This is a genomic window from Pseudomonas fragi, from assembly GCF_025426255.1.
Classification (GTDB): Bacteria; Pseudomonadota; Gammaproteobacteria; order Pseudomonadales; family Pseudomonadaceae; genus Aquipseudomonas; species Aquipseudomonas kulmbachensis.
Window position 1 is genome coordinate 585109 of sequence record NZ_CP104861.1, and the last position, 13475, is coordinate 598583.

Below are 13475 nucleotides of genomic sequence, written 5' to 3' on the forward strand. Positions count from 1 at the left end.
TCCATAACGCCAGACGCAGCGCGTCTGGCGGGATTCTCAGCGGTTAGTGCAAGGCTTTTTCGGCCTGTTGGATAGCCGCGAATTCCTCTTCCGGCGTACCGGCTACCAAGTGGTGCCGACTGTAAAAAGCGAAGTAGGCAATTAATACTCCATAGATCACCGCGGCGCCAATCACCACGCGCGGGTCCACCAGGAAACCGGCGACTACGGCCACGCAAGCAAGCACCAAAGCGATGCCTGAAGTGAAAATACCGCCCGGCGTGCGATACGGACGCTCCATTTTGGGGCGACGAATACGCAGGGTGATATGCGCGGCCATCATCAGCACGTAGGAAATTGTCGCGCCAAACACCGCCACCAGAATCAGCAAGTCGCCCTGACCGGTCAGCGACAGGCCAAAACCGATGATGCCGGGAATGATCAAGGCCAGTACGGGTGCCTTGCTCTTGTTGGTTTCGGACAGTTTGCGCGGCAAGTAACCTGCGCGGGACAGGGCAAAGATCTGACGCGAGTAGGCGTAAATGATCGAGAAGAAGCTGGCAATCAAACCGGCCAGGCCGACCAGGTTCACAAAGCCGCCCATCCAGGTCGAGCCGCCATAGGCCTTGCTCAGCGCTTCAACCAGCGGGTTACCCGATGCCATCAAGTTGTGTGCGCCTGCGCCGCCCGGGCCGATTACCAGAATCAGCAGGGCGAAGGTGACCAGCACCAGCATGGCGCCGATCAGGCCGCGAGGCAGGTCGCGCTTGGGGTTTTTGGTTTCTTCGGCGGCCAGCGGCACGCCTTCGACCGCGAGGAAAAACCAGATCGCGTAAGGAATCGCAGCCCAGACGCCGACATAGCCGAAGGGCAGGAAGGCGCTGGCCCCTTTGGCCTGGGTGACTGGGATGTCCAACAGGTTGGCGACGCTGAAGTGCGGCACCATCGCCACCAGAAACACGCCCAAGGCAATGGCGGCTACTGCGGTGATGATAAACATCAGTTTGAGCGCTTCACCGACGCCGAAAATATGGATGCCGATAAAGATGATGTAGAACGCCAGATAGATCATCCAGCCGCCAATTCCGAATAACGACTCGCAATAAGCGCCGATAAAAACCGCAATGGCAGCGGGAGCGATGGCGTACTCGATGAGGATCGCGGTGCCGGTCAGAAACCCGCCCCAAGGCCCGAATGCGCTGCGCGCAAAGCCGTAGCCGCCGCCCGCGGTGGGGATCATCGAGGACAGTTCGGCTAACGAGAAACACATGCACAAGTACATGGTGGCCATCAGCAATGTGGCGATAAACATCCCGCCCCAGCCGCCCTGGGCCAGGCCAAAGTTCCAGCCGGCGTAGTCGCCGGATATCACGTAGGCAACGCCTAGGCCCACCAGCAGGACCCAGCCGGCAGCGCCTTTTTTCAGTTCTCTTTGCTGGAAATATTCGGAGCCGACTTTTTCAAAGTCGACCGAAGACGCCGCCGAAGCGGCAGTAGGTTCGCTAGGCATGTGAATTCACCTGTTCTTTTATAGTTTGAGAAGATATGACAGGGAGCAAAGCAAGAGCTGGGCCAAAGGCACGGGTTAGAGCGCCAGGTGCCCTTGTGGGAGCGGGCTTGCTCGTGATGCAGGCGCTGCGGTGGTTCAGTAACACCGCAGCGATCCAATCGCGAGCAAGCCCGCTCCCACACAGGGGTAGGGTTGGGGTGGTTAGAAGAAACCCAGTGGGTTGATGTCGTAGCTCACCAGCAGGTTTTTGGTCTGCTGATAGTGATCGAGCATCATCTTGTGAGTTTCACGGCCAACGCCGGATTTTTTGTAGCCACCGAACGCGGCGTGGGCCGGGTACAGGTGATAGCAGTTGGTCCATACGCGTCCGGCCTTGATCGCCCGGCCCATGCGGTAGGCGCGGTTGATGTCGCGAGTCCATAGGCCTGCGCCCAGACCGAACTCGGTGTCGTTGGCGATTGCCAGCGCTTCGGCTTCGTCCTTGAAGGTGGTGATGCTGACCACCGGGCCAAAGATTTCTTCCTGGAACACGCGCATTTTGTTGGTGCCCTTGAGCAGGGTCGGCTGGATGTAATAGCCGGTTGCCAGGTCGCCTTCGAGCTTGGCCACCTGGCCGCCGGTCAGCAGTTCGGCGCCTTCAGCCTTGGCGATTTCGAGGTAGGACAGGATCTTGTCGAATTGCTGCTCGGAGGCCTGGGCGCCGACCATGGTGTCGGTATCCAGCGGGTCACCACGCTTGATCGATTCAACCTTCTTCATCACCACTTTCATGAAGTCGTCGTAGATCGATTCCTGAATCAGTGCCCGCGATGGGCAGGTGCAGACTTCGCCTTGGTTGAAGAATGCCAGCACCAGGCCCTCTGCCGCTTTTTCAATAAAGGTCGGCTCGGCCTGCATGATGTCTTCGAAGAAGATGTTCGGCGACTTGCCGCCCAGCTCAACCGTCGACGGGATGATGTTTTCGGCAGCACATTTCATGATGTGCGAGCCCACTGGCGTAGAACCAGTGAAGGCAATCTTGGCGATGCGTTTGCTGGTCGCCAGGGCTTCGCCCGCTTCCTTGCCGAAACCCTGCACCACGTTGAGCACGCCCGGTGGCAGCAGGTCGCCGATCAGCTCCATCAGCACTGTGATGCTCAATGGGGTTTGCTCAGCAGGTTTGAGCACCACGCAGTTACCGGCAGCCAGTGCTGGCGCGAGTTTCCAGGCCGCCATCAGCAGCGGGAAGTTCCACGGGATGATCTGCCCGACCACGCCCAGCGGCTCATGGATGTGATAGGCCACAGTATTGCCATCAATCTCGGCCGCGCTGCCTTCTTGTGCGCGGATGCAACCGGCGTAGTACCGGAAGTGATCGGCGGCCAGCGGTACGTCGGCGTTCAGGGTTTCGCGCACGGCCTTGCCGTTGTCCCAGGTTTCGGTCACAGCCAGCAGTTCGAGGTTTTGTTCGATGCGATCAGCGATTTTCAACAGTACCAGCGAGCGCGCTTGCACTGAAGTTGCACCCCAGGCATCGGCAGCGGCGTGGGCAGCGTCGAGGGCTTTATCGATATCTTCTGCGGTTGAACGCGGGAATTCGGCGATGGCTTTGCCGTTCACAGGCGAGGTATTGGTGAAGTACTGGCCTTTGACGGGCGCCACGAATTCGCCGCCGATGTAGTTACCGTAGCGGCTCTTGAACGAGACGATCGAGCCTTCAGTACCGGGTTGTGCGTAACGCATGGGGGTGTCTCCTGGCTTTATTGTGCTTATGGGAGGACGCGCTGTGGCGCTGACATAAGCAGGAGCAAGGGCTGGGCCATATTTATGAAAGCCTTGTAAACCGTGGCTTTGCGGGTTTCAGCTGGGGGATGTGACAGGGTGGCTGTAACAGGTGTGACACAGTAGCTGTGACAAATTGTCCCATCGGTGACACAGTCGACGACCGGTGAGTCAGTTCGTGATTGCAATGGCTCGCACGCGAGAGGATGCTGGGCGTTCGGTTTGGACTGGATCTCTGTTGCCGCTGAGGGTGGGTTGCCTCTGTTGAGCCTGAGACCACCGAAGCAGAGCGGAGAACAATAAGAAATGCACAGCACCGATTTGAGCCGTCACGCACGGCAAGTCATTGATGTAACCCAGGGCCGTCCTCAAGGGTGTGACCCGTCTATCGTCCGCTCCTGGCAGCGCTGCCTGGAGGATTACCATCTCGATCCTGCGCAAACCATCGCCCCGACCGTGCTTGAGCAGGGCCGCATTCTCGAAGGCCGTGAGCGTTTGCAGCAGGTGCTGAAAATCGCCGGTCACGAAATGAACAGCCTGCATCAGCAACTCTCCGGTGCCGGGCATGCGGTGCTGCTGACCGATGCTCGCGGGGTCATTCTCAACTGTGTCACTGCTCCCTCCGAACGCAAGGTGTTTGAGCAGGCCGGGCTGTGGCTGGGCGCCGACTGGAGCGAGGCGTGTGAGGGCACCAACGGCATTGGCACTTGCCTGGTAGAGCGTCAGGCGCTGACTATCCATCAGGACGAGCACTTTCGTGGTCGCCACACCGGGCTGACCTGCTCGGCCAGCCCGGTATTTGATCCACAGGGTGAGTTGCTGGCGGTGCTCGACGTGTCGTCGGCACGCCATGACGTTTCGCGTCAGAGCCAGTTTCACACCATGGCGTTGGTCAATCTCTCGGCAAAAATCATCGAAAACAGCTACTTTTTGGGTCATTTCGATAACCAGTGGCTGCTGCGTTTTCATCTCCAGGCAGAATCGGTCGGGCTGTTCAGTGAGGGCATGCTGGCGTTTGATGGTGACGGGGTTATTTGCGCGGTTAACCAGAGTGCCCTGAACCTGCTGGGCCACGTGCGCGGCGGGTTGATTGGGCAGTTGGTCGAGAGTGTTTTCGATTGCTCGCGGGATGATCTGTTCGCTCGGGCCACCTCACAGGCCAGTACCAGTTGGCCGCTGCGTACCCGCGATGGCCGCCGACTGTTTGCAGCGCTGCGCGGTCAACCGCGGCATGCGCCAGTGCCGGTCGCCGTGCACGTTGAACCGCAGCGTCCGCGCCTGAGCGGGATTTGTCTGGGGGATGAAGCCCTGCAGGTCGATTTTCGCCGTGCGCTACGGGTGTTTGAACGTGATGTACCGCTGTTGATCAATGGTGAAACCGGCTCTGGCAAAGAAGCCTTTGCCAAAGCGGTACATCAGGCCAGCGTGCGCAGCAGCAAACCTTTTGTGGCGCTCAATTGCGCGTCGATCCCGGAAAGCCTGATCGAAAGCGAGCTGTTCGGTTATCGCGGGGGCAGTTTTACCGGGGCGCGTAAGGAAGGCATGCAGGGCAAGCTGCAGCAGGCCGATGGCGGCACCTTGTTTCTGGACGAGATCGGTGACATGCCGCTGGCGCTGCAAACCCGTTTGTTAAGAGTTCTGGAAGACCGTCTGGTAGTGCCGATTGGCGGTGAACCGTTGGCGGTTAACGTGCGCATCATCAGCGCCACCCACCGCAACCTGCAGGAACGCGTGGCCGCTGGCAGTTTTCGCGAAGACTTGTATTACCGTCTCAACGGGCTTGAGGTTGGATTGCCAGCATTGCGTGATCGCACTGACAAGTCGCAGTTACTGGACTTCTTGCTGGCCGAAGAAGCTTGTGAGCAACGGCTGGTAATTAGCCATGCGGCGCGCGAAGCGCTGCTGGGTTTTCCGTGGCCGGGCAACGTACGCCAACTGCGCAACGTGCTGCGCACCTTGGCCGCCCTCTGTGAAGACGAGGTGATCCAGTTCGACGACCTGCCAGCCAATATTCGCCTGGCGCCGTCCAAAGTCCCTGAACCCTGTGAGCATCCACTCGAAGACGCAGAAAAGCAGGCGCTGCTCCTGGCGCTGGAACTGCATCGCTGGCACATGACCCATACCGCGCTGCAACTTGGGGTCAGCCGCAATACCCTTTATAGAAAGCTGCGCAAGCATGGGATAGAGAAAAGCCACGGTGGGAGCGAGCCTGCTCGCGAAGGTCGTTAACGATAGCGCGTGCTTGCGGGTGAATCGCAGTGCTTTTGAATTCTTCGCGAGCAGGCTCGCTCCCACTGCAAAGCAGTGTGGCCAGAGCAGTGAATCATCAGGTGCGAAAAAAAGCCCTCTGGGCTACCCTTCGCCGATGATTTACGAGGTCGACTATGCACATTCATATTCTTGGTATTTGCGGCACTTTCATGGGTTCGCTGGCGGTTCTGGCCAAAGAACTGGGCCATCACGTTACTGGCTCTGACGCCAACGTTTATCCGCCAATGAGCACCCAGCTGCAGGCTCAAGGTATTGAATTGACTCAGGGCTACGACCCGTCTCAGCTCGATCCTGCGCCGGATGTGGTGGTGATCGGCAACGCACTGTCGCGGGGCAACCCGGCGGTGGAATACGTTTTGAACAAAGGCCTGCCTTACGTCTCCGGCCCGCAGTGGCTGGCGGACCATGTGCTGCAAGGCCGTTGGGTGCTGGCCGTGGCCGGTACGCATGGCAAAACCACTACCAGCAGCATGCTGGCCTGGGTGCTGGAGCACGCGGGCATGGCTCCGGGGTTCCTGATCGGTGGTGTACCGCAGAACTTTGCCGTGTCGGCCCGCTTGGGTGACACGCCGTTCTTTGTGGTTGAAGCCGATGAATATGACAGTGCCTTCTTCGACAAACGCTCGAAGTTCGTTCACTACCGCCCGCGCACGGCGATCCTCAACAATCTTGAGTTCGATCACGCCGATATCTTCCCGGATTTGCCAGCAATCGAGCGCCAGTTCCACCACTTGGTACGTACTATCCCGAGTGAAGGGCTGGTCATTCACCCGACCACCGAACCTGCGTTGCAGCGCGTGATCGAGATGGGCTGCTGGACTCCGGTACAAACCACCGGCGTTGATGGCCAATGGCAAGCCAGGCTGCTCAGCGAGGATGGCTCACGCTTTGAAGTGCTGTTTGAGGGTGTGATGCAAGGCACCGTCGATTGGGATATGACCGGCCAGCACAACGTGGCCAATGCCCTGGCGACCTTGGCCGCTGCACGTCATGTGGGCGTGGTGCCGAGCATGGCAATTGATGGTTTGAGCGCCTTTAAAAGCGTTAAACGCCGCATGGAAAAAGTCGCCGAAGTTCACGGTATTACTATTTACGATGACTTTGCCCACCACCCGACCGCTATTGCGACCACGCTCGATGGTCTGCGCAAGCGCATTGGTGACGCACCGCTGATTGCGGTGATTGAGCCGCGCTCCAACTCCATGAAGCTCGGTGCCCACCGTGATGGTTTGCCGCAAAGCGTGGTCCAGGCAGACTACGTGGTCTGGTATGCGCCGGCCAATCTGGGCTGGGATTTGGCCGCTACCGTAGCTTCGAGCCCGGTGCCGACCAAGGTGTGCGATTCGCTGGAAGCCATCATCGCCGAGGTCAAGGCTCAGGTTAAGCCGGGCGCTCATGTAGTCATCATGAGTAACGGTGGTTTCGGCGGGTTGCATGGCAAGTTGGCGGACTCGCTGCAATGAGTGGCCCTGAACGTATAACCCTGGCCGTCACCGGTGCATCAGGCATGCAGTACGCATTGCGCTTGCTCGACTGTCTGGTGCGCGAAGATCGTGAGGTGCACTTCCTGATCTCCAAGGCGGCGCAACTGGTGATGGCTACCGAAACCGACGTCAGCCTACCGGCCAAGCCGCAGGCAATGCAGACGTTCCTGACTGAATACACCGGGGCTGCTGCCGGGCAGATTCGGGTGTACGGCAAGGAAGACTGGATGTCCCCCGTGGCTTCGGGGTCTGGTGCTCCGGCAGCGATGGTCGTTGTGCCTTGCTCGACCGGTACGTTGTCGGCGATTGCCACGGGCGCTTGCAACAACCTGGTGGAGCGGGCGGCCGATGTCACTCTGAAGGAGCGTCGCCAGTTGATTCTGGTACCCCGTGAGGCGCCGTACTCCAGTATTCATCTTGAAAACATGCTCAAGCTGTCCAATATGGGCGCGGTGATCATGCCGGCTTCGCCTGGCTTCTATCATCAGCCGCAGACCATTGATGACCTGGTGGACTTTGTGGTGGCACGCATTCTCAACCTGCTCAACATCCCCCAGGACATGCTCCCGCGTTGGGGTGAACACCACGTAGGCGGCGATGAGTAAAGCGCTGCTGGCTTTGTTGGTGGCTGCTCTGGTCTGTGGGTGCGCAAGTGTACGCACGCTGGACGCCGCCATGCCGGGTGCGCCGATTGTCTATTCAGGGACGAGACTGGATTTGTATGCGCTGGGGGGCGGGTGTTGCGCCAAAGATCGCTTTGGCGCGGACGCACCGCGCTATCCAGGTCTTGATCTGCCTGCCAGCGCGCTGCTCGACACGGTGCTGTTGCCGTTGTCAGTGCTAACGGTGCTGGGTGTCGGGTTTCAGGCCAGCGGCGGGTTGTAGCTGGCCTGTTGGGCTTACTTGCCTAGTTTGCGCAACTCATCGGACTCAACCACCCGCACTCCGTCCTGTTCTTCCAGCGCCAAGCGCCACAGGGCGCGGGCCAGTTGGCAGGCTTCGATGCCGTGGTATTTGCCTGGAAGCAGTTTTGACAGTGGCCCCGCTATTTGTTCGGCCAGTCGCGGTTCAACGCGATCGCCGAGCAGTAGCGAAGGGCGTGCGATAGTCAGTTGCGGCCAGTCCTGGGCGCGCACCGAGTGCTCCATTTCACCTTTGACCCGGTTGTAGAACACCGAGGATTTAGGGTCGGCACCAATCGCACTGAGAACAATCAGATGCCGGGCGCCCATGTCCCGGGCACGCTTGGCGAAAGCCACCACCATGTCATGGTCAACCGCACGGAAGGCCGCTTCAGAGCCTGCCTGCTTGATTGTGGTACCCAAGCAGCAGAAGGCAACATCAACCCTGCCACTGAGCAGGGGCAAGAACACAACCGGATCGCCTACCGGGTTTTCCAGGTGTGGATGCGCCGCCAAAGGCTTGCGAGAGGGTGCAAGGACACGGGCGATGGTGGGCTCATTGAGCAAACGGTCGAGCAGCAGCTCACCTGTAAGGCCAGTGGCTCCAGCGAGCAGGATGTGTGAAGGCGTCAAGTGCATAGTGTTTCCCCCCTTGATACATTCAGCGTAGTCATTCCAGGTTTATTTGCTTACTGCAAAGCCTGTTTTGCTTGGTGCTGACGTAAGCGTTGCCAGTGATTCAGAACGCCTTTTGGCGCCCAGATTTGCGGTTCGGAAGGTTCGTAGCCGTCAGCCTGTTCGCGCTCGGCGACGTACTGTTTGGCCAGCTTGAAGGCTTTTTGCAGGTCGTCGGTCTGGTTCAGGGCTTGAGCGAACAAGGCATTGCCGAAGTAGGTGAAGTCGGCTTCTTCCGAGCAGCCAAACGATACCTTGTCTGCGCGCGATGCGGTCATGATCAAGGTCTTTTCATCCTTGAGTGCCGGGATGAAGCCGCCTGAGTAACAGGACGAAATCACGATGATTTTGTCGCGGTTTTTCAGCGGAGCCAGCGCCGCTGCCAGTTCATCGGCAGGCAGGTCCGCCAGTTCAAGGCGGGGCTGGTCGAGTACCAGTTCGTGCTCCTGTGTACCGTGGCTGGTCAGGTAAATGAACACAAGGTCTTCGGGGCCGGTGCGTTCGGCCAGGGTTTTGGCTGCACGGTGCAGGTTCTCGCGAGTTGCCATGGGCCGATCCAGCAGATTGTCGCGATGGTTCACCAGCGTGATCTGGCCGCGGCTGCCAAAACGGCTGGCGAGCATGTCGTTGACATAATCGGCTTCGCGCTTGAAGACGCTTTGTTTGCCGTCGCCTGCCAACACCAGGCTGTACAGTTCAATAGCCGGAGTCGATGGCGCAACGCCCGCCAGTGCCTCGTTGAGCAAGGTGCCCTGGTTGAGCAGCCCCAGCTCCAGCGGATCAGGCAATAAAGCGCCATTGGCATCGCGGACCCGTTGCCCGTTAAGCCAAAAACCGCTTTGCACGGTGCCGTCGCTCAGGGTCAGGCTGCCGTGGCCTTGATAGGTGTCTGCCGCGAACTCACCGACATAGCTGCTTGCGTCGGCCATGTTCAAGTGGCCGGTGCCGTTGAAGCGCCATTCGTTGAACATGCCGCGATAGTGGCTACCGTCGATACCGATCAGCTCGCCTTTACCCGTCAATGCGCCGTCTTTGAAGTTGCCGATCCAGACATCACCGTCGGCATTTTCATAGCGCCCTTTGCCATTCAGCTGGTTGTTCTTGAACGCTCCCTCGTACTGGTCGCCGTCAGCGCTGTTAAAGACACCGTTGCCTTCCAACTCGCCATTGACGAACTGGCCGCTGAATTCGTTGCCGCTGCCATCGCTGCGCTTGCCTTCGCCGTGGGGTTTGCCGTGGGCAAATTGGCCTTGATACTGGCTGCCGTCTTCCAGCTCAAGATGACCGTCGCCCGAGAACTGGTCATCCTTGAATTGGCCGCGATAGCTCATGGCGCCTTCTTTTAGCGTGCCTTCACCCTCGCGCCGGCCTTGCTTGAAACCGCCGACATAAGTGCTGTCGTGGGTGGTCAGACTGCCTTGGCCGCTGTACTGCCCCTGCTCGAACCCGCCGCGATAAACATCGCCATTGCTGGCATGCCATTCACCCTGACCGTGCCACAGACCATTTTTGAAGTCGCCTGTGTACCAACTGCCGTTCGGGTAGTCGATACGGCCCTGGCCTTGCAGCAACCCATTGACCACTTCGCCCCGATAACGCCCGCCATCGGGCAGGCGTGCGTCTGGCGGTAACAGTGATTCACCGTCACCGCAGGCCGTCAGCAGCAGGGTCAAAGCAAGGGGGGCAAATGGGCGCATAGCGGGATCCGGATAATTAAGCCTGCGAGTATGCCGCAGCAGTAGAAGCTGTCTATAGGCCCAGATGAAACATCGAGAGATATTCAATGCCGGGGGCATGTACCCAAGCCTGCAAGGTGCAGCAATGCCGATGGCCGGTGGGACGTGCTTATAATGCGGCACAAGAATATTCGCTGGAGAGGTGAGATGTTGTTACGCGGCTTGACTTGGCTGGTGCTGTTTCAATTGCTCGGCACGGCCCTCAATCACTTGTTCGTCCCCGTACTGCCCGGACCCATTATCGGGTTGTTGCTGCTGTTGGGTTTTTTGATGGTGCGCGGTCAGGTCAGTGAGCCGTTGAGCCAGGCTGCCAGCGGGTTGTTGCGTTACTTGCCTTTGCTGCTGGTGCCCCCCGCGGTGGGCGTGATGGTGTATGCCGCCGACATTGCAGCTGACTTTTGGGCCATTGCCGGGGCGCTGGTGCTGTCGCTATTGATCTCCATGGCATTCATCGGGGTGCTGATGCAGCGCTTGCTCAAGGGGCACAGCCATCCCGAGGAGCGGCCATGAGTCTTGAGTGGCAAGGGGCCTGGGAGTCAGTCATCCACCATCCGCTGTTTGGTATCGGGATCACCCTCGGGGCTTATCAACTGGTGCTCGCAGCCTACGAAAAAACCCGCTGGATCTTCCTGCAACCGGTGTTGGCCTCGATGCTGCTGGTGATCGGCGTGTTGCTCAGTTGCGGCTTGAGCTACGCCGAGTACCGTAAAAGCACGGATATTTTAAGTATTTTGCTGGGGCCCGCGACCGTGGCGCTGGCGGTACCGCTGTATCTGAACCTGCGCCGAATTCGTCAATTGTTCTGGCCTATCTTTACTACGCTGGTGGTTGGCGGCGTATTTGCCACCGGGCTGGTGGTGGGGCTGGCCTGGTTGTTCGGGGCCGAGCACATGATGCTGATGACCCTGGCGCCCAAGTCCGTGACTTCGCCGATTGCCATGCTGGTGGCGGAGCAAATTGGCGGTGTGGCTGCTCTGGCAGCGGTGTTTGTGCTGATTACCGGGGTGATCGGTGCGATTTTCGGGCCGGGCCTGCTGCGCATCTTGGGGGTTCACAGCCCTGAAGCACGGGGTATGGCGCTGGGCATGACGGCGCATGCGGTCGGCACATCGGCAGCCCTGCAGGAGAGTGAAGAGTGCGGCGCCTTTGCGGCGTTGGCGATGAGTCTAATGGGCGTTGCCACGGCGGTGTTCTTGCCCCTGGCCGTGACTCTCGTGGTGTAAGGGTGAGTGTATGAGATTGCCGCTGTTTCCTTTGAGTACGGTGCTGTTTCCGGGTTGTGTGCTGGATTTGCAGATATTTGAAGCGCGCTATCTGGACATGATTGCCCGCTGCATGAAGCAAGGCACAGGCTTTGGCGTGGTGTGCATCCTGGATGGCCGTGAAGTCGGGGATGCTCCGCAGGACATTGCCAGAATCGGCTGCGAAGCGCTGATTCGTGACTTTCAGCAGCAGGACAATGGCCTGCTGGGGATCAGGGTCGAAGGCGGGCGGCGCTTTGAAGTGCTGAGCACCGAGTTGCAGCGCGACCAGTTACTGTTGGCCGAGGTCGAGTGGCTGGAAGAGGTTCCCGAGCAGCCGCTGCAGGAAGAAGACCAGGACCTGTTGGCCTTGCTCAAGGCTCTGGCCGAGCACCCGATGGTTGCGGCCTTGAATATGAGTACCGAGGTGGCGGGGCAGCAGTCATTGGCCAATCAACTGGCATACCTGCTGCCTTTTGCCGAGGCGGACAAGATCGAGCTGCTGCAGGTTGATGACCCGCAGCAGCGTCTGGATGGGATCCAGGTATTGCTCGATGAGATCCAGGGTGAGGCGCTTAACTGATTGCGCTATCCGTTAATAGGCGTAGCGCAGCAGCTCTTTGGGCAAGTGCCCCAGCATGAAGAAACCGTATAAGGCGGTTACTGAAGGCAAGAGCAGCCACCAGATTTTCTGCGGTATCGGTTCCAGTGGCATGAATCGCTGGCTCAGCGCCATGGCGAATGCGTTGACGGTGATGGCGAGCAGGGCACCAGCAGTGATATCGGTTGGCCAATGAGCACCCAGGTAAACCCGCGACATCGCCACGGTGATCGCCAGCAAACATCCCAGTAGCACCCAAGTGACGCGCATGCGCTGCGGCTGATTGCGCCCGGCCAGAATCGCCAGGGCGACAAAAAACGCAAACGCGCCGGAGCTGTGACCGCTAGGCATGCTGTAGCTGGTCAGCGGGTCGACCAGCACTTCGGGGCGTACCCGCGCAAAGAAGTGCTTGGTCAGCGTATTGGCCACGGCGGTAAATAGGGTGACCCCGCCAAAGAACCACATCGCCCGCCATTGGCGTGTACAGAACAGAATGACGCACACCAGCGCCGCGGCTAAAAGTTGGGTACCGAAGTTGCCGACTTGCGTGACCATTACAGCGGCGGTATCCATGACGCTACTGCGATGTTCCTGGACCAGCGCGGTGATGCCCTCGTCGAAGGCTGTCATGTGCGGGTAGCCGATAAACACCGCGAGCAGCAGGGTCAGGCTTAATGCGCCGATCAGCAAGGTGGTCCTGGGTTGGCGGCGAATACTGGCATTGATGCTCAGACCCAGCAGGGCGGCGAGGCCTGCGGCAACGATGGCTGCCTGAGGCCAGAAGCCTTCGGGCAGCGGCAGGCGAATTGCCGCTCCGGTTGCCCACCCCGGCAGCAGATACGCCACCGACCAGCCTGCTCCGGCCAGCAGACTGACGGCGATAAAACGCGGGAGTGGCATATCGCACATCCCGGCAACCATCGGCAGCATAGGGCGCAGCGGGCCGATAAAGCGCCCGATCAGCAAGCTGACAATGCCGTAACGATGAAAATAGCTCTCGGCCCCGCTCATCCACTCAGGGTGAGTGCGCAAAAGTGGCAAGCGCCGGATGTTCTGGTGGAAACGTCTGCCCAGGAAGTAAGACACCACATCACCCAGCAGCCCGCCGAGAAAGCCCAGCACCAGGGTTTCGCCCAGTGATAGCGCTCCGCTGCCGGCCATGACGGTAATTGCAAAGAGCAGCACGGTGCCGGGGACGATAGTCCCGACAATGGCCAGGCACTCCATAAACGCCACAATAAGTACCGCAAGGCCCAGCCACTGCGGGTTGGCTGTCAGCCAGCCAGTCAAGCTATCGAGCCATGGGCCCATGTTT

General features: G+C 59.4%; 12 protein-coding genes. 7 read left to right on the forward strand and 5 right to left on the reverse strand.

What is annotated here, in order from left to right; genetic code table 11:
• Window positions 1-43: 43 nt before the first annotated feature.
• Both eat and N7D90_RS02850 read right to left on the reverse strand, forming a co-directional pair.
• Window positions 44-1489: an ethanolamine permease gene (gene eat / locus N7D90_RS02845; RefSeq protein ID WP_261740785.1), complete on the reverse strand. Its 1446-nt coding sequence runs from the start codon at window positions 1487-1489 to the stop codon at window positions 44-46.
• Between the two features lie 201 nt (window positions 1490-1690).
• The gene (locus tag N7D90_RS02850) at window positions 1691-3211 is read right to left on the reverse strand and encodes an aldehyde dehydrogenase family protein (protein ID WP_019824248.1); all 1521 of its coding nucleotides are present in this window, start codon (window positions 3209-3211) and stop codon (window positions 1691-1693) included.
• A 345-nt stretch (window positions 3212-3556) separates the two neighbouring features.
• On the opposite strand from N7D90_RS02850, the gene N7D90_RS02855 reads away from it, so the two are divergent.
• From N7D90_RS02855 to N7D90_RS02870, 4 genes are all read left to right on the forward strand, one after another.
• Entirely contained in the window at window positions 3557-5479 is a 1923-nt protein-coding gene (locus N7D90_RS02855; protein ID WP_261740786.1) for a sigma-54-dependent Fis family transcriptional regulator, read from the forward strand.
• Window positions 5480-5634: 155 nt separating this feature from the next.
• Complete coding sequence (mpl, locus tag N7D90_RS02860; protein ID WP_261740787.1) at window positions 5635-6984, forward strand: UDP-N-acetylmuramate:L-alanyl-gamma-D-glutamyl-meso-diaminopimelate ligase; 1350 nt, start codon at window positions 5635-5637, stop codon at window positions 6982-6984.
• Window positions 6981-7610 carry a flavin prenyltransferase UbiX gene (gene ubiX, locus N7D90_RS02865; RefSeq protein WP_019824244.1) on the forward strand — a complete coding sequence of 210 codons (630 nt, stop codon included), beginning with the start codon at window positions 6981-6983 and terminating at the stop codon, window positions 7608-7610. The genes mpl and ubiX overlap by 4 nt, the downstream gene beginning before the upstream one ends.
• Complete coding sequence (locus N7D90_RS02870; protein ID WP_261740788.1) at window positions 7603-7890, forward strand: YceK/YidQ family lipoprotein; 288 nt, start codon at window positions 7603-7605, stop codon at window positions 7888-7890. The genes ubiX and N7D90_RS02870 overlap by 8 nt, the downstream gene beginning before the upstream one ends.
• 14 nt (window positions 7891-7904) lie before the next feature.
• Here N7D90_RS02870 and N7D90_RS02875 read toward each other — a convergent pair whose 3' ends face one another.
• Window positions 7905-8546, reverse strand: a complete 642-nt coding sequence (locus N7D90_RS02875) for an oxidoreductase (protein ID WP_261740789.1) — start codon at window positions 8544-8546, stop codon at window positions 7905-7907.
• 50 nt (window positions 8547-8596) lie between these two features.
• The gene (locus N7D90_RS02880; protein WP_261740790.1) at window positions 8597-10279 is read right to left on the reverse strand and encodes a C13 family peptidase; all 1683 of its coding nucleotides are present in this window, start codon (window positions 10277-10279) and stop codon (window positions 8597-8599) included.
• A 186-nt stretch (window positions 10280-10465) separates the two neighbouring features.
• Between N7D90_RS02880 and N7D90_RS02885 the strand changes: the two genes are divergently transcribed.
• From N7D90_RS02885 to N7D90_RS02895, 3 genes are read left to right on the forward strand one after another with little or no spacing between them, the layout of a single operon-like run.
• Window positions 10466-10828, forward strand: a complete 363-nt coding sequence (locus N7D90_RS02885) for a CidA/LrgA family protein (RefSeq protein ID WP_261740791.1) — start codon at window positions 10466-10468, stop codon at window positions 10826-10828.
• Complete coding sequence (locus N7D90_RS02890) at window positions 10825-11541, forward strand: LrgB family protein (RefSeq protein WP_261740792.1); 717 nt, start codon at window positions 10825-10827, stop codon at window positions 11539-11541. Before N7D90_RS02885 ends, N7D90_RS02890 begins: the two co-directional genes overlap by 4 nt.
• Window positions 11542-11551: 10 nt before the next feature.
• Window positions 11552-12142, forward strand: a complete 591-nt coding sequence (locus N7D90_RS02895; RefSeq protein WP_261740793.1) for an LON peptidase substrate-binding domain-containing protein — start codon at window positions 11552-11554, stop codon at window positions 12140-12142.
• A gap of 12 nt (window positions 12143-12154) precedes the next feature.
• On the opposite strand, the gene N7D90_RS02900 is transcribed toward N7D90_RS02895, so the two are convergent.
• Window positions 12155-13471, reverse strand: a complete 1317-nt coding sequence (locus N7D90_RS02900; RefSeq protein ID WP_261740794.1) for a bifunctional DedA family/phosphatase PAP2 family protein — start codon at window positions 13469-13471, stop codon at window positions 12155-12157.
• Window positions 13472-13475 lie beyond the last annotated feature (4 nt).

Excerpts from the sequence above, each read along its gene's own strand:
- eat (WP_261740785.1), bottom strand. The coding sequence starts at position 1,489 with ATGCCTAGCGAACCTACTGCCGCTTCGGCGGCGTCTTCGGTCGACTTT.
- N7D90_RS02850 (WP_019824248.1), bottom strand. The coding sequence starts at position 3,211 with ATGCGTTACGCACAACCCGGTACTGAAGGCTCGATCGTCTCGTTCAAG.
- N7D90_RS02855 (WP_261740786.1), top strand. The coding sequence starts at position 3,557 with ATGCACAGCACCGATTTGAGCCGTCACGCACGGCAAGTCATTGATGTA.
- mpl (WP_261740787.1), top strand. The coding sequence starts at position 5,635 with ATGCACATTCATATTCTTGGTATTTGCGGCACTTTCATGGGTTCGCTG.
- ubiX (WP_019824244.1), top strand. The coding sequence starts at position 6,981 with ATGAGTGGCCCTGAACGTATAACCCTGGCCGTCACCGGTGCATCAGGC.
- N7D90_RS02870 (WP_261740788.1), top strand. The coding sequence starts at position 7,603 with ATGAGTAAAGCGCTGCTGGCTTTGTTGGTGGCTGCTCTGGTCTGTGGG.
- N7D90_RS02875 (WP_261740789.1), bottom strand. The coding sequence starts at position 8,546 with ATGCACTTGACGCCTTCACACATCCTGCTCGCTGGAGCCACTGGCCTT.
- N7D90_RS02880 (WP_261740790.1), bottom strand. The coding sequence starts at position 10,279 with ATGCGCCCATTTGCCCCCCTTGCTTTGACCCTGCTGCTGACGGCCTGC.
- N7D90_RS02885 (WP_261740791.1), top strand. The coding sequence starts at position 10,466 with ATGTTGTTACGCGGCTTGACTTGGCTGGTGCTGTTTCAATTGCTCGGC.
- N7D90_RS02890 (WP_261740792.1), top strand. The coding sequence starts at position 10,825 with ATGAGTCTTGAGTGGCAAGGGGCCTGGGAGTCAGTCATCCACCATCCG.
- N7D90_RS02895 (WP_261740793.1), top strand. The coding sequence starts at position 11,552 with ATGAGATTGCCGCTGTTTCCTTTGAGTACGGTGCTGTTTCCGGGTTGT.
- N7D90_RS02900 (WP_261740794.1), bottom strand. The coding sequence starts at position 13,471 with ATGGGCCCATGGCTCGATAGCTTGACTGGCTGGCTGACAGCCAACCCG.